Below are 21,834 nucleotides of genomic sequence, written 5' to 3'. Positions count from 1 at the left end.
AGATTTCAATGATAATTGGCACGGTTTTTCAACTTTTTAAAACAAAATGTAAAATAGTGGTAGTGATTAAATAAAAAATTTAATTAATTTGCCTGATGTAAGTATGTTAACATACTATTAAGGTAGTGTGCAAAAAATTTACACTCTCCATGCAAGTTATAAGCTTATTCATGGTACTTTTACAAAAAATTTAAGCAGCGTTTATAAATGGTTAAAAAATTACACGAGAAGATTGCTCAGTTCCAGGATGCAAATATGATCAGGGCACAGGGCCTGTATCCTTTTTTCAGGCCTATAGAGTCAGGTCAGGATACTGAGGTTATCATAAACGGCAAGCGTGTGTTAATGTTTGGTTCAAACTCTTACTTAGGGCTTACCAATCATCCCAAAATAAAAGAAGCTACAAAAAAAGCAATTGATACGTACGGATCTGGCTGCGCCGGTTCAAGGTTTTTGAACGGCACGCTTGATATCCATATCGAACTTGAGAACCGCCTTGCCAAATATGTTGGTAAAGAGGCGGCGGTATTATTCAGTACCGGTTTCCAGGTTAACCTGGGCGTTCTGTCGTGTATTACCGGCCGCAACGATTACCTGATACTTGACGAGTACGACCACGCTTCTATTATTGACGGTACACGTTTATCGTTTTCAAAAGTTATTAAATACGCCCATAACGATATGGTCGACCTTGAGCGCAAGCTAAGCATGCTGCCCGAGGAAGCGGTAAAGGTTATTGTTGTTGACGGTATATTCAGCATGGAAGGCGATATTGTTAAGCTGCCCGCAATTGTTGAGCTTGCCGATAAATACGGTGTTAATATTATGGTTGACGATGCACACAGTTTGGGTGTAATTGGCGAAAATGGATCGGGTACGGCATCACACTTTGGCTTGACTGATCAGGTTGACCTTATTATGAGCACCTTCAGTAAATCGCTGGCATCGCTGGGCGGGTTTATTGCAAGCGATTACGATACCATTGACTATATCAAGCACCGCGCCCGTTCGTTAATGTTCAGCGCCAGCATGACCCCCGGATCTGTAGCCAGCGTTATTGCTGCACTTGATATTATCGAGGCAGAACCAGAACGTATACAGAAGCTTTGGGATAATACAAACTACGCCGTAAAATTATTAACCGACGAAGGTTTTGATATCGGCGCATCAGAAAGCCCTATCCTACCTATATATATACGTGATAACGCCAAAACTTTCCAGGTAACTAATTATCTGCAAAACGCGGGCGTATTTGTTAACCCGGTTGTATCGCCGGCCGTTCCGTCAGATTCATCTTTATTAAGGTTCTCGTTAATGGCAACCCATACTTTTGAACAGATAGACGAAGCCGTTGAAAAACTGATACAGGCGTTTAAACATGTAGGCGTAACCAATAGTACTATTAAAGAAAATATATAAGCTCTTTTGAATATACAGGTGCCGCGCCTGCATGGCACCTGTATTAACCTTAACATCCCAAATGAAAAAAATTGTACCGGTACAGTCAAAAAAAGAGCTCGCAGCTTTTATTGACTTCCCGCATGACCTGTATAAGAACGACCCCAACTACGTACCCGAATTATTTATAGCCCAAAAGGACTTGCTAACCACACATCCTTTTCATAAGCACTCGGCGCTGCAAACCTTTTTGGCGTACGATGGCGATAAAATAGTTGGGCGTATTGCAGCAATTTATAATAACAACCACAATAATTTCAACCAGGTTAAGGATGGTTTTTTTGGCTTTTTTGATTGTGAGAACAACCAGGAAACCGCCAATTTACTTTTTGATACCGCCGCTAAGTGGGTTAAGGAAAAAGGCGCTGATAAAATTGTTGGGCCGGTAAACCCATCAACCAACGAAACCTGCGGGCTGCTTATAAAGGGTTTTGACAGGCCGCCGGTGGTGATGATGACCTACAACCCTGAGTATTACATTACCTTGCTTGAAAACGCCGGTTTTAAAAAACAAACTGATTTACTTGCCTGGTATTGGGATGGGCCAAATTACAACGACAAATCGTTAAAAATGCTTGATATGCTGCAGGAGCGTTTAAAACGCAACAGCAATATCACCATACGCAAAATAAACCTGAAAAATTTTAAGCAGGAGGCGGATGCCCTGCGCGACGTATATAACAAGGCTTGGGATAAAAACCTGGGCTTTTTCCCGATGACCAACGAGGAATTTGACTATACCGCCAAGGACCTTAAGATGATACTTGACCCTGATTTTGCACTGGTTGCAGAGCAGGATGGTAAAATTGTTGGTTTTGGCGTAGCCATCCCCGATATTAACCAGATACTTAAAACCATAAAAAAAGGCCGTTTGTTGCCCACAGGTATCTTTAAGCTGTTGTTAAACAAGAAGAAGATCACCGGTATACGTATTATGCTTTTGGGTGTAATTGATGGTTACCGCAAGTTAGGTATCGAGGCCAGCCTGTATGGCAGCATTATAAAGGAGTACAGGCGCAAAGGCCTAAAATATGCCGAAGCATCGTGGACGCTTGAAAACAACGACATGGTGAACCGCGCTATTGAAGCCATTGGCGGCGATCAGTACAAAACTTACAGGATATACGAAAAGCCTTTATAACACAGTCAATATTCATCTGCCTGTAAACTTTATAGAATTATTAATTTTCAACCAAAAATTATATTCTATTTGTCGCGCAATTGAGCGGTATCCTGCTGCTTGATTGTATTAATTAAAATAGTACAGCGCCTGGCGCTACTATATACAAAACAGTGAACTAAACAGCCTAACCATATTATATTGGTTTAAGAGTTGTATTATCCTTTAAAAACAAACACAAGTAATGAAAATTAACATTAAACCTGCTGAAGGTAAGCTTGGTATATTAATTCCGGGCTTAGGCGCAGTAGCTACAACATTAATTGCCGGCGTTGAAGCCGTAAAAAAAGGCATATCGCAGCCTATTGGTTCGTTAACTCAAATGGGTAGCATCCGTTTAGGCAAACGTACCGAAGCCCGTCATCCAAAAATCAAAGATTTTGTACCATTGGCTAACCTTAACGATGTTGTTTTTGGTGGCTGGGATGTGTACTCTGATAACGTTTACCAGGCTGCTGTAAACGCAAAAGTGCTTGAACGCGACCTGTTAGATTCAGTTAAAGAAGGTTTGGAAGCCATTGTGCCGATGAAAGCCGCTTTTGACAAAAACTACGCAAAAAACCTTGACGGTACTCACATTAAAACCGGTACCCGTTACGAGCTTGCCCAGCAGGTTATGGAAGATATTCAAAACTTCCAGAAAGATAACGGCCTTAACCGCGTGGTATTGGTATGGTGCGGATCTACCGAAGTATATTTTGAGGGATCGGAGATACACCAATCGCTTGCTGCATTTGAGCAGGCTCTAAAAGACGATGATAAGCGCATTGCCCCAAGCATGATTTACGCTTACGCGGCTTTAAAACTTGGCGTACCATTCGCTAACGGCGCCCCTAACTTAACGGTTGATATCCCGGCTATGATAGAGCTGGCTAAACAAACCAACACCCCAATTGCAGGTAAAGACTTTAAAACCGGCCAAACTTTAATGAAAACTGTACTTGCCCCCGGCCTTGCAGCACGTTCATTAGGTGTACACGGTTGGTTCTCGACCAATATTTTGGGTAACCGCGATGGTTTGGTACTTGACGACCCGGATAATTTTAAAACTAAAGAGGTATCTAAACTTGGCGTATTAGAAGATATTTTGCGCCCAGAAGATAACCCGGAGCTGTATGGCGATATCTTCCACAAGATACGTATCAACTACTACCCTCCGCATGGCGATAACAAAGAGAGCTGGGATAACATCGACATTTTTGGCTGGTTAGGCTATAAAATGCAGATCAAGATCAACTTCCTGTGCCGCGATTCTATCCTGGCAGCGCCTATCGCGTTAGACCTTGCTTTATTCTGCGATATGGCAAAACGCGCTAACATGAGCGGTATCCAGGAGTGGTTATCATTCTATCTTAAATCGCCGCAAACCGCGCCGGGTTTACACGCCGAGAATGATATCTTTAAACAGCTTATTAAATTGGAGAACACCTTGCGTTACCTAATGGGCGAAGACCTGATAACACATCTGGGCCTCGACTATTACGACGATATGTTTGCAGGTAATTAATCGTATCATATTACCCATAAAAACTGGTTATTGCCTAAATGGCGGTAACCAGTTTTTTATTTTACAGAGATTTAAGTTTAAAATGCCGATATTCGCGACCGAAACTTAAACCTTCCCCCAAGGTTTTATTGTTTTAGTTAAACTAATTGTTGTGTTTTTTACGTAGATGGTAACAAACTATTCCTTACATCGTCTACTAACAAAGATTGTGCATAGTTAAACTAAGACCTTACGGCTGGGTCAAACCGAAAACATTTTTAAGCCGGATAATTATTGTATAAATGGCAACATTTGTTAAGGCGCAGGCGTCTTCTTTTATAGCATCCCTATTTGACTTTTTGACCACAATAGTCTGTAAGGAATTTTTTTACCTTTGGTATGTTACGGCAAGCTTAATCGGAACCATTGCGGGGGGCGTAACAAATTTTGCTTTAGGCAGGGTTTGGGTATTTAAAAAACGCAAAGAAAAAACCATCCCCGTACAAGCCGTAAAATATGTACTTGTTTGGGGCGGCAATGTTGCCCTTAATACAGGAGGTGTATTTTTGGTAACACACTACGCAGGGTTAGATTACAAAATATCCAAGGTGGTAGTTTCGTTTTCTGTAGGGATAACTTACAATTATTTCTTACAAAAAAAGTTTGTTTTTGCATAATTGGATAAGGTTAATGAATTTAAAATACACTTTAAGGTATCTTTTTCTTGTACTTTTCCTATTGATAAGCGCCGCTGTAACGGCGCAAATCACCGTTGTAACCGGTAAGGTTACTGATGGCGGCAATAAAGAAGGCCTTCCTTTTGTATCTGTTGCGTTTGTAGGCAGTACTACCGGTGTTGTTACCGATACGCATGGCATGTACACGCTGCGCACCAATCAGCCGTACACTAAAATAAAGGTAAGTTACGTAGGCTTTAAAGAGGCTACTTACAACGTATTACCCGGAAAAGAACAGGTGCTCAACATCCGGATGATCCCCTCGTCTACGCAGTTGAACGAGGTAAGCATCAAATCAACAAAAAAAACAAAGTATGTAAACGATAACCCTGCAGTAGCTTTAATACGTAAGGTTATTGAAAACAAACCCCGTAACCGCCCTGAAGCTTACGATTTTGTGGAATACAAAGAGTACGACAAAATTCAGTTTTCGCTGAGTAACATCTCTGATAAAATAAAAGAGAAAAAGCTTTTCAGAAAATACAAGTTCATATTTGAAAATAAAGACAGCACTACCTATCCCGGTAAAACATTGCTGCCCATTTACTTAAAAGAGCAATTGGCTCAGGTATACCACCGTAAAAACCCGGAAGCCACCCGCAGCGTGATATTGGGAGAAAAGTCGGTTGATTTTGGGCCTGGCTTTGACACCGAGGGTGTAGGGCAATATTTTAAGCACCTGTACGAAAAGGTTGATATTTACGATAATAGCATTATGTTATTAGGCAGGCAATTTTTAAGCCCTATAGCCAATACAGCCCCTACTTACTACAAGTTTTTTATTACCGATACGCTTACCCTGGATAACGGCAAAAAGCTGGTACAGCTAAGCTTTACGCCGCGCAACACCAACGACATACTTTTTGAGGGCGAGATATACATTACACTCGACGGTAACTACGCCGTGCAAAAAGCCGGGTTGGTTATCAATAAAAACATCAACGTTAACTTTGTGCGCAGCATGAATGTAGACCTTGATTTTGAGCCTAACGCCGACGGCCGTTATCATTTAAGCCGAAGCAACACCTTCGCCGATTTTGGCATAACCGCCAAGCGCAAAAGCGGCTTGTTTGGTACGCGCACGGTAACGGTTAAAAATTATGCTATAAATATCCCTCATAACGATACGCTTTACCAGGCAAGCGCGGAACTGGTGGACGAAGAGCTAAAAAACCGGCCCGAAAGCTTTTGGGCCCAAAACAGGTTGGATACCCTTACCACGGCCGAATCAAAGGTGTATAAAAACATTGATAGCCTGGTACATATGCCATCGTTTAGGCGCACCGCCGATATCATTAACCTGTTATTTGCCGGTTACAAAAATTTTGGCAAGTTTGAAGTTGGCCCCGCCAGTACTTTTTACAGTTTTAACCCGGTTGAAGGTTTGCGGCTTAGGCTGGGCGGCCGCACAACTGCCGACTTTAGCAAACGCATTTATTTTGAAGGATATGGTGCTTATGGCTTTCGCGACAAAAAATGGAAAGGTTATTTCGCCACCTCCTACTCATTAAATAACAAAAGCATTTACCGGTTTCCGCAGCATTATATCCGCGCGAGCGTTCAGCGCGACACCAAGGTGCCGGGGCAGGAATTAGGTTTTATACAGGAAGATAACGTGCTGCTGTCGTTTAAGCGGGGCCGAAACGACAAGTACTACTACAACGATTCGTATCGTATTGATTATGTAAGCGAATTTGAGAACCACCTGTCGTATAAACTTGGCTTCCGCAAACTGATGCAAACCCCCGCGGGCAGTTTGTATCCGTTTCAAAATACCTTCAATCAAACTTTTAACACGTTAACGGTAACCGAACTTTCGGCGGGCATCCGTTACGCCCCCAACGAGCAATACTACCAGGGCAAGCTGCACCGTTCGCCTATTATTAACCAATATCCAAAGTTTTCGTTAGATTATACCGCCGGCCTGAAAGGCCCGTTAGATGGCGACTATAGTTACCATAAACTAAACTTCAGAGCCGAAAAGCGTTTTTATGTAGCCCCCGCCGGTTTCTCTGATGTGGTTGGTGAAAGCTCAAGAACATTTGGCCAGGTGCCTTATCCATTGCTCAATATGCATAGGGCAAACCAAAGTTTTGCTTATGTAATTGATGCATATAACCTCATGAATTTTTTAGAATTTGTGAGCGATAAATCCGTAAACATCATTATCGATCATCATTTTGGCGGATTCTTTTTCAATAAGGTCCCGTTGTTAAAAAAACTCAAACTTCGCGAAACCGCATCCTTCAAATCGTTATGGAGCGGCTTAAGCAGTAATAATAATCCATCTTTACACCCCAACCTTTACCAGTTCCCGGCCGACGAAAATGGCGTTCCGATTACTTACACCATGAATGGTACCCCATACGTTGAGGCCAGCGTGGGCATCGAAAACATTTTTAAGTTTATACGGGTTGACTACGTTAAACGGTTCACATACCTGGATCACCCGGACATAGCCAAGTGGGGAATACGGGTAAAGGTTAAGTTTGATTTTTGATATATTTTATTTTTAATTATTTTTATAGCTAATGGAGCCACAAACATCGGTACGTACAAGTTTACAATTAGGAATATATAAGATTATCGACCCATTTGTAAAACTCCTGATTAAGGTGGGGTTAACGCCAAACGCGGTAACCTCTATCGGTTTTATTTTAAATGTGGGGGTTGCAGCAATATTTATTATAGGTGCCGAAGACGGCAACCGGGGCGATTTAAGTTATGTTGGCTGGGCAGGCGGTTTAATACTATTTGCAGGCTTATTTGATATGCTGGATGGGCAGGTAGCCCGCCTGGGTAACATGAAATCTATTTTCGGTGCCTTATACGATTCGGTATTAGACCGCTACAGCGAGTTGATCATGTTCCTGGGGATTTGCTATTACCTTGTTGCTCACCATTACTTTCTAAGCTCGATATTTGCCTTTATAGCGCTTATCGGCTCAATGATGGTAAGTTACGTTCGCGCCCGTGCCGAAGGCTTGGGGGTAGAGTCAAAAGGCGGCCTGATGCAACGCCCCGAGCGGGTAGTAACCATCGGCCTATGTGCTATTGCCTGCGGCGTGGCATCGTCATACCTGGGCGGCGATTATAAATTATATATCCCCGGCTTCAGGTTCCACGTATTCGAAACCATGTCTATCTTTACTTTTCCTATAGCGATATTGGCCGTACTAACAAATTTAACGGCGGCTAAAAGGCTTGTAAACGCCCGCAAGGCATTGGCTGAAAGAGGGGAATGATAAAAAACAGCATAAAGCTTTTTATTATATACTTTATGCTCACGGGGGCGCTGCAGGCAGTGGCGGCCTCACACAGTGTCAACTCACCGCTTATATCCCCTACCGATACGTTAAAAAAGCTGGTTTATCCGGTACCTCCGCCAAATCCGCTGCGCTTGTTCTATATCCAGCGGTCGCCCAATATCAACGCCCTGTCGTACGATCTCAATATCGATCAAAAAACCGGTAAGCCTGATGAAAATGCGCCCGTACACGGCTACTGGTTAAGGTATGCCGAAGGCCACGGCGAACCAGCCGAGTTTACCTATATGCAACGCAAATTTGCTTACGGAATAATTTCTAAAGCACTGGGTAACGACAGGTATGATATCAGATTAGTGTCATACAAAAAAATTCCGCTTACTTTAATGAAGGGTGCCGACGGAAAATATCATATCTTCGCAACAATAGCCCAAAAGCAGGTATTGCTTCAAAAAATATTTATTCAGATTGATGGGGGGACTTTTTGGTTACCAAATGTTATTTTTGTAGAAATGAAGGGTACAGACCCTGGTACAGGAAAAGAGGTTACCGAACGTTTTAAACCTTAAGTGTTATGGCGAAAAATTTTGTTTCAAATTCACAGGAATCTGTGAGGATGTTTAAGAGCAGTTTTTTAGAAAGCTTATCAAAAGTGCACTATTTTGTGCCTATTATAATTTTTTTACCTGTTATTTTAGTTACCAGCTATTTTGCTTACGATAAACAAATTGGCCTTGCAAACTACATCTGGCTTTTTTTAGCAGGCCTTTTTGTGTGGACGCTTACCGAATATGTAATGCACCGCTTTGTTTTCCATTTTGTACCAAAACAACAATGGGCGCTGCGCCTGCACTTTATATTTCATGGTGTACATCACGATTACCCCAGCGATGCAAAGCGCCTGGTGATGCCGCCATCGGCAAGTATACCATTGGCAACAGGTTTTTACTTTTTATTTAACGCCCTGTTGCCTGCTAATTATATATTCGGCTTTTTCCCCGGCTTTATACTTGGTTACCTTATTTATGATATATCGCACTACGCCATTCATCATTTCAACTTCAAGGGCAAATTCTGGAAAACTATAAAGCAGCACCACATGCTTCATCACTACCAGGATCCCACCAAAGGCTATGGCGTAAGCTCTCCGCTTTGGGACAAGATATTCAATTCAGATTTCATTAAAAAGCAGAATGGCTAACGCTATTGGCGATGATATGCGGATCAATGCAAAAAACATCAGCATTGTTACCGGCATATCCATCGCATACTTAATTTTATCATACTTTCTGGTTGGCTTTAAAACCGATCAGCTTATTTTGATGGGCATATTTAACATATTGTTTTATGCCACGGCAACTACCCGCAAGTTTATACTTGGCTTTTCTATCTTCATCGTTTATTGGATCATTTTTGATTATATGAAGGCGTTCCCCAATTATAATTATAATGATGTAGCCATAGGCAGCCTTTACCATGCCGAAAAAAGCCTTTTTGGTATAACCCTAAACGGCAGCACCCTTACCCCAAACGAATATCTGCGCCTTAAAAGCACCAACATTGTAGATGTAGCTGCCGGTCTGTTCTATCTGTGCTGGATCCCCGTGCCCCTCGCGTTTGCGGCGTTCCTTTTCTTCAAAAACAAACGGCAGTTCCTGTACTTTTCGTTAACGTTTGTACTGGTTAATATGCTGGGTTTTATAGTTTATTATGCCTATCCCGCCGCGCCACCCTGGTATATTCAGTTTCATGGCTTTACTTTCCACCCGCTAACGCAGGGTAATACGGCAGGCCTGGCGCGTTTCGACAGGTTTTTTAATATCAACCTCTTCAAATCCATCTACTCAAAGGGGTCAAACGTTTTTGCAGCAATGCCGTCGCTGCACTCATCCTACCCGGTTATTGTACTTTATTATGGCATCAAAAACAAGCTTGGCCTTGTTAACTGGTTTTTTGGCGTGGTAATGCTGGGTATTTGGTTTACCGCCGTTTACGCCAGCCACCATTACGTGCTCGACGTACTGGCGGGTATTGTTTGCGCCTCGCTGGGCATAATGCTTTTCAACTGGATGCAAGCGGCATCAGGTAATTTTAACCGCTTTTTAAGCCGCTACGAAGGCGTGATACAATAACTGTAACATTTTACTTATTGTGTACACTATTATATACTGCTTTTTTAAGTAGTTGACGGGCTTTATTATAATTAAAACTCATCCGCATAAGCGTAAGTATCTATAAATCAATATTATTATGGCTATTAATGGCATTTGTTGTAACTTGCAAGCCCCCGCGATAAAGTATTAATAATTACGGGCATAAGATTTGAATAGGTAATATAACTTATTTGATATCTGCAACCAGATGAAAAAACTTGTTATACTTTTCACATTTATATTAGCCGCTACAACATTTGCCGCTCACGCTCACATTGGCGATGATAACCGCAATTACATAGATAGCCTTAAACAAAAACTGCAGCTTACTACCAACGATACGCTTAAGGGGGCCATCTATACCCAAATTGCGACAGAATATTTAAAGTTTGATAAACAACCCAATCGCAATTTAAAGGCCTACTACCAAACCGAGGCCATACACTACACCCTGCTTGCCCTGCACAATTATAGTTATTATGAAGATACCACCGGCATAAGGTCGAGTTTTGACGACCTTGCCAGGGTTTATGTAGCTCAAAAAAAATACAGCGAGGCAAAGTGGTTCACACTTCAATCAAACAAAATTTCGCGTCAGAAAAAAGATATCGCCAACATCGTAAGTTCGCTGGTAAGGTTATCGGCCATAAAAATGGAACTGAAGGAATACAAAATGGCTATGCGCGATCTAAACGAAGCGTTAAAATGGAGCACTGTTAACAAAATGCCTGCTTTAGAAGCCGTTGTACAGCAAAACTATGCCTACCTGTACAATCGCTTAAAGGATTATGAAAAAGGGGATATAGCCGAAAAAAGGGCCTCAGAAATAGCCGCGCAGTTGCAGCATGATGACGAATTAAAAGCTGTTACCATTACTTTTGATAACAGCCCTGTAAAAGATACCAAGCCCGCTGCAACTAAAAAGAAAAAGGCAAATATTGTTGTTAAAAAATCTCCAAAGGTAGTTTCTGCCAAAAAACTGGCATCGTTATAACCTCCCGTCGCATATCTCCATAAAATTGACATAGGGTATATGTATTTAAACCATAATGCGTTAATACTGTCAAAATCAGCGTTATGAAGAAATATGTATCAGGTATTTTTATCGCGTTATCAGCTATGGCACTCAGTTCGTTTATATTAATAAACCGTACTGACGAACATTCATTATTTAAACAGGAATTTTTAGATCTGATCAATCAAACCCGCGCTAAGGGCTGCAAATGTGGCGATACTTATTTCCCCCCTGCCCCGCCTATGGTTTGGAACAATGACCTGGAAGAAGCCGCCAAAGGCCACGCTAAAGATATGGCCAGGCAAAATTACTTTAGCCACGAAAGTAAGGATGGCCGCACCATGAACACCCGTATTATTAATGCCGGGTATGTTTTTAAAGGCTGGAAAAGCTTTATGATCGGCGAAAACATCGCGTTTGGGCAAAACAGCATCCCCGAAGTAATGGCCGGCTGGTTTAAAAGTGAAGGCCATTGCCGTAACCTGATGAACCCCGGCTTTAAGGAAGTTGGCGTGGCCGAATATAACAAATACTGGGTGCAGGATTTTGGCGGCCGCGAAGCGTTTACCAAACAACAACAGGAGCTTATAAAAAGCGGAAAATATCGTTTAATAGAAAAGAATTGAGTCTGGAATCTAAAGTCTTTAGTTCTAAGTCGTGGTATGATTTTCCCAACTTTGAACTTTCAACTTTCAACTTAAGGCTTAAGACTTAGAACTATCTTTCTCAGGCTTTGGCCCGCGCAGGTGTAATACCAATCCGTTCAAAAAATTGCGCAATAGCTGATCTTTACAGGGCTGAAAATTTGGGTGGTCTTCGCTGCGGAAGATGGCGCTCAATTCGGTTTTGGTGGTCCGGAAGTTGGCCAGTTTTAATATCTCGATGATCTCATCATCACGCAGCTGCAAAGCCACGCGAAGCTTTTTCATGATATCGTTATTGCTCATACTGCAAATATAAATATAGTTTGTTAGTTATCCGCCCAACCCATTAGCTGCATTACCCTTTTAAATTCGTTTTGAACGGGTGCCTGTATAGTTATTTCCTTCCCGGTAACCGGATGATCAAACGTTAATTGCCAGGCGTGCAGCAGCATGGTTTCCATCTCCCAGGTCTCCTTAAAAAATTTATTTTGCTTATTACAGCCATGGGTGCGGTCGCCGATGATGGGGTGAAATATATGCGCAAAGTGTTTACGCAGCTGGTGCATACGCCCTGTTTCCGGCGATGCTTCTATGATTGAATATCTTGAGGTGGGGTGCGCGCCAAACGGTACATCCAGTTCGGCCCTGTTCAGGGTAACATAACGGGTCAACGCATCCTGTAGCGTACCGTTCTCTTTACGCAGGGGATAGTCTATCTCTGCGGCATCCGGGGTATAGCCCCGCAATATCGCCAGGTATTTCTTCTTTACCCGGTTTTCCATAAACGCCTGCTGCATGGCTATCTCGGTAGGCTTATCAAACGCGAATAGCAACACCCCGCCTGTTTTCCTGTCTATCCTGTGCACGGGGTTTACCTTTCTGCCGGTCTGGTCGCGCAGCAACTGCAACGCAAACTCTTCGGCATCTGCAGCTATTGATGAGCGATGTACCAGCAAACCATGAGGCTTGTTTATGGCTATAAGATGTTCGTCCTGGTGAATAATTTCAAGCATGTAAAGGGCTATTTTCCGTGTTCATTTCTTCAAATTTACGTGAACATCGGTGTATTTTATTGATTGCTGCCTACCAGTCAATTACATCTATTACTATAAAGTTTTTCTTTAGCTATTATCAAAATATTACAATTTGCAATACCCTGATTATCAAATGTTCATGAATGTTCACGGTGTTCACGTGCGCCGAACGTGAACACTTGCATTTCAGCTTATAGCAAACTGAAATTGCCCGGTGATTTGGTTAAGTATGTTACTTTCCTCGGCTGCAACTGGCAGGGGATCAATCACAAAAACAGGACTTTCCTCGTATCGCGAAGCAACGCTTACATGTGTGTCGCCGGCATGGGCTGCAAACATTTGCTGCGCCAATACGGGGCAGTTGTTATCTTTTGACAAATGCGCCAGCAAAACATGGCTCATATACGGGGGCTTATGTTCCCTGAACACATCCAGCGCCTGCTTATTTGATAAGTGCCCCTTACCCCCGCGGATGCGCCTTTTCAGGAAAAACGGGTACCTGCCCTGCTCCATCATGTCCTCGTCATAATTAGCTTCCAGGAACACCGCATGGCATTGCGCAAAATGGCGGATCAAATGCTCGCATGGGGCGCCGATATCGGTAAATACGCCTATACGGGTATCGCCATCGCTTATCATAAAGCTGTGCGGTTCGGCAGCGTCATGATGTTTGGGAAAAGGCATTACCTCCAGGCTGCCCACCCTAACCGGCTGGTACGATCGCAGGCTGATGCAAAGCTCTTTAGGCACATCGCCGCAATGATGTACCGTGCCATCGGTAACATAAACGGGCAGGCGGTATTTCTTAGCCAGTACAGCCAAGCCCTTGATATGGTCGCTATGTTCGTGCGAAATGAAAATGGCTTTAACTTTTTGAATGGAAAGCCCCAGGCGGGCCATGCGCCTTTCAGTCTCGCGGCAGGATATGCCCGCGTCAACCAGTACAGCTTCGCGCTGGTTACCAACGTAATAGCAATTGCCGTTACTCCCCGAATTCAATGACGCTATAAAAACCGGCATACCTTACAAAGTAAAACATTTAAGGCTAATACTAAAAGCTTTAGCGAGGATAATTTTCAACATCCAATTACCGTGATGGTAAGCCTGCCGGACCGCACCGCAACAACTTACAAAACCATAACACTAATGCCCGCGGATATTAACTATTATTGTATTGAAAAACGCTTGTACGTATGCTATCAGAACCCACCTACCTGCCGGCCCGAATGGTTGCACCCGAAATTGAGGCCCATTTTAAAAAGCACCAGTTAGCGGCGCAAAGTTTACAGAATACCAATATCGCAACGGCGCCTCAGGCGCATATTATTGAGGCGGTAATAGACTCGGCGTTTTGGGCCAGCATGCGCCGCGAGGAAGGGCGGTCGCCTATCATCTCGCTGGCATTGCTGCAGCCTTCACAATCGCAAAAACCATTAATATTTGGGCAAAAGCTTAGGCTTACCACCCAGAATCTTATAAAGCTTGCCCCCGCGGTTGAACAGCCAGGGATACATTTAGGGGTTTGGCCCGATGGCGACGACCTTTTTATTTGGGGCACTACACACAGCATACCGGCGATATGTTTTGTTTTAGAAGTGGTTGAACCGGGCCTGCTGGTAATAAAACACCGCCGGGTTGACGGCTTCGGCAAATTTGTGAACGTAGCCGTTTTACAAGGCGACCAGATCAAAGTTTTGGACGAGGCAACTATGGGGGTGGCTGATTGCCCTGCACTGATCACTTCACTTGAAAATATGCCCCTGCCAACCTACATGGGCGAATCATTTAACGTGTTGGTGCAGTTGGCGGCATCCATGCGCCTGCACAAGCGGGGCGGCCTGGTACTTATTGTACCCGCAGGTACAACGGCATGGAAAGATTCGATTGTGCAACCCGTTAAATACCCTGTGAAACCGCCTTACAGTGCTATTGCCGAATTGCTGAAACTGACCGAGCATGAACAAAAAAAACTGGAATGGCAGGAATCGTTGCTGGAAGCTATTGACCTGATAGGCGGTTTTACCGCTGTTGACGGTGCTACCATCATTACCGACAAATATGATCTGCTGGCTTTCGGCGCCAAAGCTGCACGCTCGGTAAAAAGCACACCAGTAGGCGAAATTGTGATGACCGAACCCGTGGCCGGAGGCAAGGCTATGAAGATACACCCCGCTCAAAATGGTGGCAGCCGCCATTTAGCCGCAGCACAGTTTGTTAACGATCAGCATGATGCAGTAGCCCTGGTGGCATCACAGGATGGCCAATTTACGGTGTTTGCATGGTCGGTAGAAGTAAACATGGTGCACGCCCACCGTATAGATGTTTTATTGTTGTAATTAAGCCAAAAGCCTGTTCCACTCGGGGTGGCGCTTTAAAAACGCCTTGACATAAGCGCATAAAGGCACCAGTTTCATATCTTTTTGCTCGACGTAGGTCAGCACCTTTTCTACCATAATCCCTGCAATGCCACGGCCCTCTAGTTCTTCAGGCACTTCCGTGTGTATCAGGTATATCCTGTTATCCCTGGTTTTGTAATCGATAAATGAACGATGACCATCTACAAAAAACTCAAAGTTGTGTATGGCTTCGTTATCGATGATATCGTTATCGGCATAGTTCATATTCCTGCATTTTTTATTTCAAGGTAGCCTTACACCTTTTTAAAAACGGCGATACCATTATGCCCGCCAAAGCCAAACGTGTTGCTTAACGAAGCATTAACTTTTTTGTTGATGGCATCCTTTATCACAATGTGCAAATTATCGGGTACTGCGGGGTCGATAGTATGCGTGTTGATGGTGGGCGGAATAACACCATCTGTAATGGTTTTTATAGCAATGATAGATTCTACGGCACCCGCCGCGCCCAGTAAGTGACCTGTCATGGATTTGGTGGCGCTCACCGACAGATCTTTATTATTACCAAAAACCGCGTTTATGGCTGTGGCTTCGCTCAGGTCGCCTACTGATGTTGAGGTGGCGTGAGCGTTTACGTAAGTTACATCTTCGGCGTTTAAACCGCCGTCCTGTAAGGCCAGTTTCATTCCTTGTATGGCGCCTTTGCCTTCGGGGTGTGTGGCAGTGATGTGATAAGCGTCAGATGTCATGGCAGCGCCTGCAATTTCAGCATAGATATGCGCGCCACGGGCAACAGCGTGCTCGTATTCCTCAAATACCAAAATGCCTGCCCCCTCACCCATTACAAATCCGTCGCGCTCCACATCAAATGGCCGCGAAGCAGTTTCGGGCGACTGATTACGGGTTGAAAGCGCTTTTAAAGCATTATACCCGCCTATAGAAGCCTCGCTGATCGGCGCATCTGCTCCGCCGGTTATAATAATTTTGGCCTTTCCCCAACGAATGTAATTCAGCGCGTCCATAATAGCTGTATTAGATGACGCACAGGCCGAAACGGCGGAGAAATTCACGCCCATAAAACCATATTTAATGGATATGATACCCGCGGCCATGTTGATCAGCGTTTTTGGTATAAAAAATGGGTTAAAGTGCGGCGTAAAGCCATTTGCAGCATATTCCCTTACCTGCTGTTCAAAGGTTTCGAACCCGCCCTGTGCTGATCCTAAAATAACCCCCACGTCAAACGGCGACATCTTATCCAACTCAAAACCAGAATCTTCTATTGCTTCCCTGGCTGCTATCAGCGCATATTGCGTGTATAGGTCGCTGCGTTTTATTTCATTACGGTCCAGATGGTCGGCAGGGTTAAAATCCTTAATTTCGGCAGCAAAATGGGTTTTAAAGTTTTCGGCGTTAAAACGGGTTATGTTAGCAGCATTACTGCGGCCGTTTACAATATTCGCCCAAAAGCTTTTAAGATCATTTCCGGCCGGCGATAAAACCCCCATGCCTGTAATAACAACTCTTTTCATGTTTTATACACTGCTAAAAACCGGCCAAAGTTTATAATGCCCCGGGTTGCTGCAATTGTGGCCGCAAATGTAAACAAGTATGTGCTTAAAAAAGCAACTGACGCGTAAACTTTTAAGCGCTGTTTAAACCTGTATTTGTAAAATAGTAAATTGCGCCTTTATTAATAAACACAGCAACATGCAAGACCCGTTTGACATATTAGTAAATGGAATAGTTTACTCTGTTTTCCCCGAAGAAGATAACGTTTACACCATATTTAAAGCCGGTAACGAGTTTGGTAAAATTGAAAAAGATACCGACAACGTTTGGCTTATGCTACACCCGGAGACTGAAACACCGATGTTTAATAACAATACCGAGGTTGATGCCATTGGCCAGGCTATAAATAATTATGTGCCCGAGGAAGAGGACAACGACGATGATTTTGAATAAATAATATCCCTATATTTAGGAACATCAATTTTTAAATAATGAAAAGACGCTCATTCGTAAAAGGTTCGTTAATAAGTGGCGCGGCTGCGGCAATCGCCCCTGTAGCCGCCGTGTCACAATCAAAACCCTTAAAGGACAAGATACCGTACATAGAACATTATGAGCTAAGGGTTTATACCTTTAAAGACGAGCGCCAGCAAAAAATAACGGAAGACTTTTACCGGGAGGTTTTTGTGCCGATGATGCAACAGAAACGATACGAGACCGTAGGTGTTTTTACCGAGCTGGATCCGGCAGGCCAAACAAAGCTTTACGTGCTGATTCCTTTTAACACGTATGTACACGCCGAAGGGCTGTATTATTTTTTGGAAGATAATAAAGATTATTGGGCACGCGGCGCTGCTTATTTGAATGCCCCTGCCGATAACCCTGCCTTTGAGCACCTGGAAACATCGATGCTGAAAGCGTTCAAACATATGCCGTCAAAACAGATCCCTGCGCGCGAGAAACGTATTTTTGAACTTCGCCAGTATAAAAGCGCCAGCGAAGCAGCAGGTAAAAAGAAAATTGAAATGTTTAACGATAAAGGCGAGATAGATATTTTTAAGCGCCTGGGCTTTAAACCGGTGTTTTTTGGCGAAACGATTATTGGCAACGACAGGCCCAACCTAACCTACATGGTTACTTTTAAAGATATGGAAGATAAAGGCGCTCACTGGAAAGCTTTTGGCGGTGACCCTGAATGGAAAAAAATAAGCGCCGTGCCTGAATATGCCGATGCCTTACTGGTATCAAAAATAACATCGACCATGTTAGTACCTACCGATTACTCAGGAATATAAAAGCCTTACTTTCTAATATTAAGTACATATCCAAACATAGGGCTGCGGGTTTCAAAGCCAACCCGTTCGTAAACGCTTATGGCCGCTTTATTACTTGCCAACACATGCAAAAATGGCGTACCGCTTACTTGTAAAACCTTTTTCACCTGCTCATTCAATAACATGCCGGCGTAACCCCTGCCCAGGTAATCGGGATGGGTGCACACAGCGCTAAGTTCGATGTAGGGTGTAGGCTGCAGTCGCTGCCCCGCCATTGATACCAGCTTTCCATCTTCAAAAATACCGGTGTAGTTTCCAAACTCGATGGTACGCTCCAAAAATGGGCCGGGTTTGGTAAGTTCTGTCAGTTCCAACATTTGCGGTATGTGGCTTTCATTCAACTCAGTTACCGGTTTGGGTGCGGTGGCTATCGGCATGCCCCCTTTATATACCATTTGCTGCATTTCAAACTCGTGTATAACCTCAAATTTTTTGGGAATATCTAATTTTACGGGTGTAAATATTACCAAAGGGCTTACCTGCGGATCAAACGCACTAAGTGCCTTAAAATCGGCTGAGCTATTATTCTCCATCCCGGCAAACGGTGCCACATCACGTCGAAAATGAACTGCCCGGGCTCCATCTGCTGAAAGTTTTTTGTTGCCTGTTTTAAGTGCGTTGTAAATAGGGTTGTCTAAAATATGTGCCATGTGGTAGTACTGAGCAGGCAAACTTAAATGATTAGCCGTTACTCGTTATCATTTTTCAGTAATCTTAAAAAAATTCCCGCAAACATAAGGCCGCTATATTACAGGCCTACCACCGGATCATCACCCCTGCCGATAAGCGGTAGCCCTCTCGTTCTGCTTTATTTAATTGTGTTTTGTTACTGCCGCCTGCGCTTAAAAACAACTCATCGATACCGTTACCTGTTTGCCAGTTGTAATAACCTCCGCCGGCCTGTATGGCCAGTTTATCACACAGCTTGTAAACCAGTTTCAAATCTCCGTCTATACCAAAACCGTTTGCCGCATGGCGGTAACTAACCGGGTGTTGAAAGGTTTGGATCAAATTCCAGTCGGCAGCTGCACTGTAGTTAGCCTGGTTATATTGTAAGCCGGCATTTACGTTTAACTTACTGCTAATAGTCAAAGAACCAATTGCTCTTACAAACGGGCCCTTCCAGCTTGCTTTGTAAGTACTGTTCAGATCAGAAATATTACCTGTACGATCTAATATATACAGCGATTGGGTGCTTACATTATAACCAGCATAACCATTTAAGGTAAATCTGCTCTTGTTGATCAGCACATATCCTGCACCTATGCTCCAATCGCGCAGGTAGCCTTTATCGGCATCAAAAAGATCATCGTAAACCATGTTGGTGCGGTTATCACCATTATAATCGTTATCCCTAACCGTGCCCGATGTGGTAAATACATTAGCGTAACCGGCGGTAAGCATAAACCGCTTCCATACATTCCATTCTCCCGTCGCAGTTAACAATACGCCTCCAACTTTTTTCCATTGCAGTTCTGAGTAGATGTTAGGGTTTTGGCCCGCTAAATTACCGGCGATAGACCATTTTAGGTCCTGCTGCCCATAACCCGTAGTAACATTTAACGAAAGCTTACGGGGGGCGGTTTGTGCATATCCGCCAATTGCTGCAAAGGTTAAAAAACAAGTGAATAATATTTTTTTCATCAGGTAATTAAAAAGCCTGCCCATTTAAGGCAGGCTAATTTATGAATTAATTGACCGTTAGTACCTGCAGCAGGCAAACGGTTTATACAAAAGCCGGGCTTAGTGTAGTAAGCCCGGCTTAATAAGGTTTAGGGAATTGATTACTCTACCACTTTATCAAGCGGCGGAACGTTGTTTTCTGAACCGGAATACCCTTTATTTTGATTGATATGCCCGTTTATGTTCAAATCGATATCACTTTGTGGTATGGGCCATAGCACGTGATATGGCGATATAGTAAAATGGTTACCCGAGTTTGTAACAACGTTTGGGTTCTTATAAAAATCGTTTTTCTCCATTATCCGGTCGTAAAAGAAGTTATCGGTAGAGAAACTGGCTATGTTATAAGTTTTGCCATTGTAGGCTGCCTTGCCTGTTTGGGCAAATATATAGGCCATGCGGGTAAGTTCATCTTTACGCGGCTCTTCCCAGAAAAGTTCGCGGGCTCGTTCGTCAAGTATTGTGCCGATGTTAACCTTACTGGGATCTGTAAGCAATTCGGCGTTGGCACGTGCACGAACCTTGTTTATATCGGCCATTGCGAGGGCGTTTTGGCCTTTCCACCAGTAAGCTTCGGCACGCAGCAAGTAAGTTTCGGCCAAACGGAATACATACCAGTCGGTATTAGTACCGCGTGGCGGGCTCCACCACTTATCAGAGGCTGTTGTCCCCGACCCGATAAACACTTTGTAGTGCGGCCAGCCAAACCATGCGCGAATAGTATCCTTGGCACCGTTCAGGAAACGCTGGTTTACGTTTGCGGCGGTATATTGCTCCAAATGTTTGCCGTACCATGCAGGGTCGGATGTTTTTAGGCCAGGGTGATTATAAACCAGGTCGGTCATATCCATCCACATGCCTTTGGCATGGCGGTAATCGGTATTGTCTGTCCAAATGTACTTGGTAGCATAAGGCGTACCACGCAGGCGGCCAATACCGCGGCCATACCATAAAGTAAGCGGAAACTCTTCTGTTACCTTATCAGATATGCCCGGCTTTAACGCACCCGGCGTAAGTATGGTTCCGTTGTGCCACATGGGTACGCAGTTGCGCATTAGCTGCGATCCTAAATTGGTGGCGCCTTCCAGGTTTTCGCGGTCTATCACCACATAAAGCGCTTCGGTATTTGCCGCTATTGATTTATTCTCGGGGCGGTGCAAATCCCATACAACGTTTTTGGTAGCATCGCCGGCAACAATACCAAACCGGTTGGTCATCAAAGCATATGGGCCGTTAATGGCAATATTTGCTGATGCTATGGCGTCGTCAAATAAACCAAGTGCCAGGTTAATTTTAGTTAAAAGGTGTGCCGCCGCTCCTTTTGAAGGCTCGCCCTTGGCGCCGTCGTCTGTAAGTTTAGTTACAGCAAACTCAAGGTCTTCCTTCATCTTTTTCAGGATAACCATACGCTGTGTGCTTACATACGAAGTATTTACAATGGTTTCTTCTTTTAACAGCAACGGAACATCGCCAAACTCGTGCACCAGGCGGTAATACCTGTACGCTCTGTGAAAGTACGCTCCCGCCAACACTTTATTCTTATCATCGTCAGATGGCCACTGGATATCGTTGATCCTGGTAATAATAACGTTGGCATCGTGCACACCCTGCCACCACACCTGCCAGTAGCGGCCTATTTTGTTATAGTCGTCGCTATTTAGGTTAGCGGTAGGTGTAATCCTGATGTTAAGGTCCTGCGCCGGTGTGGTTTTATCGGTAGTGCCCTCAACAGCCGCGTCTGTAAAAATAGATTCGGTTAACATTGGGGCTGAGTCGCCAAAAAATTCGAACCTAACGCTTAAGTTTAAGTTGAGCAATAACGAGCGGAAGGCGGCCGGTGTGGTTAACGTATTGCCCGGTGTATATTTAGATGGCGCCTCAGGGAAAAGGTCGCTGCGCTTTGTACATCCTCCGGCTGCAAATACAGCTCCTATTGCCAGCGCGGCTATTATATTTTTATTTATCTTTTTCATAT

22 protein-coding genes are annotated in these 21,834 nt (G+C 43.8%); 14 read left to right on the top strand and 8 right to left on the bottom strand.

Annotation, left to right across the window (positions count from 1 at the left end; translation table 11 throughout):
• The first annotated feature begins 207 nt into the window (after positions 1-207).
• From HDC91_RS01030 to HDC91_RS00980, 11 genes are all read left to right on the top strand, one after another.
• Positions 208-1,419 (top strand): pyridoxal phosphate-dependent aminotransferase family protein, encoded by a 1,212-nt coding sequence (locus HDC91_RS01030; RefSeq protein ID WP_183547658.1) that lies wholly within the window; start codon positions 208-210, stop codon positions 1,417-1,419.
• 61 nt (positions 1,420-1,480) lie between these two features.
• Positions 1,481-2,599 (top strand): hypothetical protein, encoded by a 1,119-nt coding sequence (locus tag HDC91_RS01025; RefSeq protein ID WP_183547654.1) that lies wholly within the window; start codon positions 1,481-1,483, stop codon positions 2,597-2,599.
• A gap of 223 nt (positions 2,600-2,822) precedes the next feature.
• Positions 2,823-4,145, top strand: coding sequence for an inositol-3-phosphate synthase (locus tag HDC91_RS01020; RefSeq protein ID WP_183547651.1), 1,323 nt, complete (start codon positions 2,823-2,825; stop codon positions 4,143-4,145).
• Between the two features lie 281 nt (positions 4,146-4,426).
• Positions 4,427-4,801, top strand: coding sequence for a GtrA family protein (locus HDC91_RS01015; RefSeq protein WP_162432677.1), 375 nt, complete (start codon positions 4,427-4,429; stop codon positions 4,799-4,801).
• Between the two features lie 13 nt (positions 4,802-4,814).
• Positions 4,815-7,361 (top strand): DUF5686 and carboxypeptidase-like regulatory domain-containing protein, encoded by a 2,547-nt coding sequence (locus tag HDC91_RS01010; protein ID WP_183547648.1) that lies wholly within the window; start codon positions 4,815-4,817, stop codon positions 7,359-7,361.
• Between the two features lie 31 nt (positions 7,362-7,392).
• A complete protein-coding gene (locus HDC91_RS01005; protein WP_162432679.1) occupies positions 7,393-8,106 on the top strand; it encodes a CDP-alcohol phosphatidyltransferase family protein in 714 nt (237 codons plus the stop codon).
• Positions 8,103-8,696, top strand: coding sequence for a DUF4833 domain-containing protein (locus HDC91_RS01000; protein ID WP_183547645.1), 594 nt, complete (start codon positions 8,103-8,105; stop codon positions 8,694-8,696). The genes HDC91_RS01005 and HDC91_RS01000 overlap by 4 nt, the downstream gene beginning before the upstream one ends.
• Before the next feature lie 5 nt (positions 8,697-8,701).
• Positions 8,702-9,328, top strand: a complete 627-nt coding sequence (locus tag HDC91_RS00995; protein ID WP_183547642.1) for a sterol desaturase family protein — start codon at positions 8,702-8,704, stop codon at positions 9,326-9,328.
• Positions 9,321-10,259: a phosphatase PAP2 family protein gene (locus HDC91_RS00990; RefSeq protein WP_162432682.1), complete on the top strand. Its 939-nt coding sequence runs from the start codon at positions 9,321-9,323 to the stop codon at positions 10,257-10,259. The genes HDC91_RS00995 and HDC91_RS00990 overlap by 8 nt, the downstream gene beginning before the upstream one ends.
• Positions 10,260-10,488: 229 nt before the next feature.
• Positions 10,489-11,274: a hypothetical protein gene (locus HDC91_RS00985; protein ID WP_183547639.1), complete on the top strand. Its 786-nt coding sequence runs from the start codon at positions 10,489-10,491 to the stop codon at positions 11,272-11,274.
• A gap of 83 nt (positions 11,275-11,357) precedes the next feature.
• Positions 11,358-11,921 (top strand): CAP domain-containing protein, encoded by a 564-nt coding sequence (locus HDC91_RS00980; protein ID WP_183547636.1) that lies wholly within the window; start codon positions 11,358-11,360, stop codon positions 11,919-11,921.
• Between the two features lie 78 nt (positions 11,922-11,999).
• On the opposite strand, the gene HDC91_RS00975 is transcribed toward HDC91_RS00980, so the two are convergent.
• The 3 genes from HDC91_RS00975 to HDC91_RS00965 form a co-directional block, all read right to left on the bottom strand.
• Positions 12,000-12,242, bottom strand: coding sequence for a DUF1456 family protein (locus tag HDC91_RS00975; RefSeq protein ID WP_183547633.1), 243 nt, complete (start codon positions 12,240-12,242; stop codon positions 12,000-12,002).
• 23 nt (positions 12,243-12,265) lie between these two features.
• Positions 12,266-12,952: a pseudouridine synthase gene (locus tag HDC91_RS00970; RefSeq protein ID WP_183547630.1), complete on the bottom strand. Its 687-nt coding sequence runs from the start codon at positions 12,950-12,952 to the stop codon at positions 12,266-12,268.
• A 207-nt stretch (positions 12,953-13,159) separates the two neighbouring features.
• The gene (locus tag HDC91_RS00965; protein ID WP_183547627.1) at positions 13,160-13,993 is read right to left on the bottom strand and encodes an MBL fold metallo-hydrolase; all 834 of its coding nucleotides are present in this window, start codon (positions 13,991-13,993) and stop codon (positions 13,160-13,162) included.
• Positions 13,994-14,166: 173 nt separating this feature from the next.
• Between HDC91_RS00965 and HDC91_RS00960 the strand changes: the two genes are divergently transcribed.
• Positions 14,167-15,309 carry a putative sensor domain DACNV-containing protein gene (locus HDC91_RS00960; RefSeq protein ID WP_183547624.1) on the top strand — a complete coding sequence of 381 codons (1,143 nt, stop codon included), beginning with the start codon at positions 14,167-14,169 and terminating at the stop codon, positions 15,307-15,309.
• On the opposite strand, the gene HDC91_RS00955 is transcribed toward HDC91_RS00960, so the two are convergent.
• Both HDC91_RS00955 and fabF read right to left on the bottom strand, forming a co-directional pair.
• Complete coding sequence (locus HDC91_RS00955; protein ID WP_183547621.1) at positions 15,310-15,594, bottom strand: GNAT family N-acetyltransferase; 285 nt, start codon at positions 15,592-15,594, stop codon at positions 15,310-15,312.
• A 29-nt stretch (positions 15,595-15,623) separates the two neighbouring features.
• On the bottom strand, positions 15,624-16,862 hold the full coding sequence (gene fabF / locus HDC91_RS00950) for a beta-ketoacyl-ACP synthase II (protein WP_183547618.1): 1,239 nt from the start codon (positions 16,860-16,862) through the stop codon (positions 15,624-15,626).
• Positions 16,863-17,040: 178 nt separating this feature from the next.
• Between fabF and HDC91_RS00945 the strand changes: the two genes are divergently transcribed.
• On the top strand, positions 17,041-17,295 hold the full coding sequence (locus tag HDC91_RS00945; protein WP_183547616.1) for a hypothetical protein: 255 nt from the start codon (positions 17,041-17,043) through the stop codon (positions 17,293-17,295).
• A gap of 38 nt (positions 17,296-17,333) precedes the next feature.
• Positions 17,334-18,137: an NIPSNAP family protein gene (locus HDC91_RS00940; RefSeq protein ID WP_183547613.1), complete on the top strand. Its 804-nt coding sequence runs from the start codon at positions 17,334-17,336 to the stop codon at positions 18,135-18,137.
• 5 nt (positions 18,138-18,142) lie between these two features.
• Here the strand turns inward: HDC91_RS00940 and HDC91_RS00935 are convergent, their stop codons facing one another.
• From HDC91_RS00935 to HDC91_RS00925, 3 genes are all read right to left on the bottom strand, one after another.
• Complete coding sequence (locus HDC91_RS00935; protein ID WP_183547611.1) at positions 18,143-18,826, bottom strand: GNAT family N-acetyltransferase; 684 nt, start codon at positions 18,824-18,826, stop codon at positions 18,143-18,145.
• Between the two features lie 106 nt (positions 18,827-18,932).
• Positions 18,933-19,820 (bottom strand): hypothetical protein, encoded by an 888-nt coding sequence (locus tag HDC91_RS00930; protein WP_183547609.1) that lies wholly within the window; start codon positions 19,818-19,820, stop codon positions 18,933-18,935.
• Positions 19,821-19,960: 140 nt separating this feature from the next.
• Entirely contained in the window at positions 19,961-21,832 is a 1,872-nt protein-coding gene (locus HDC91_RS00925; protein ID WP_162432695.1) for a RagB/SusD family nutrient uptake outer membrane protein, read from the bottom strand.
• Positions 21,833-21,834: the final 2 nt, after the last annotated feature.

Source organism: Mucilaginibacter sp. AK015 (genome assembly GCF_014200785.1).
In the GTDB taxonomy this organism is placed as follows: Bacteria; Bacteroidota; Bacteroidia; order Sphingobacteriales; family Sphingobacteriaceae; genus Mucilaginibacter.
Note: the sequence above shows the minus strand (reverse complement) of the source record. Positions and strands in the feature narration are given on the sequence as shown.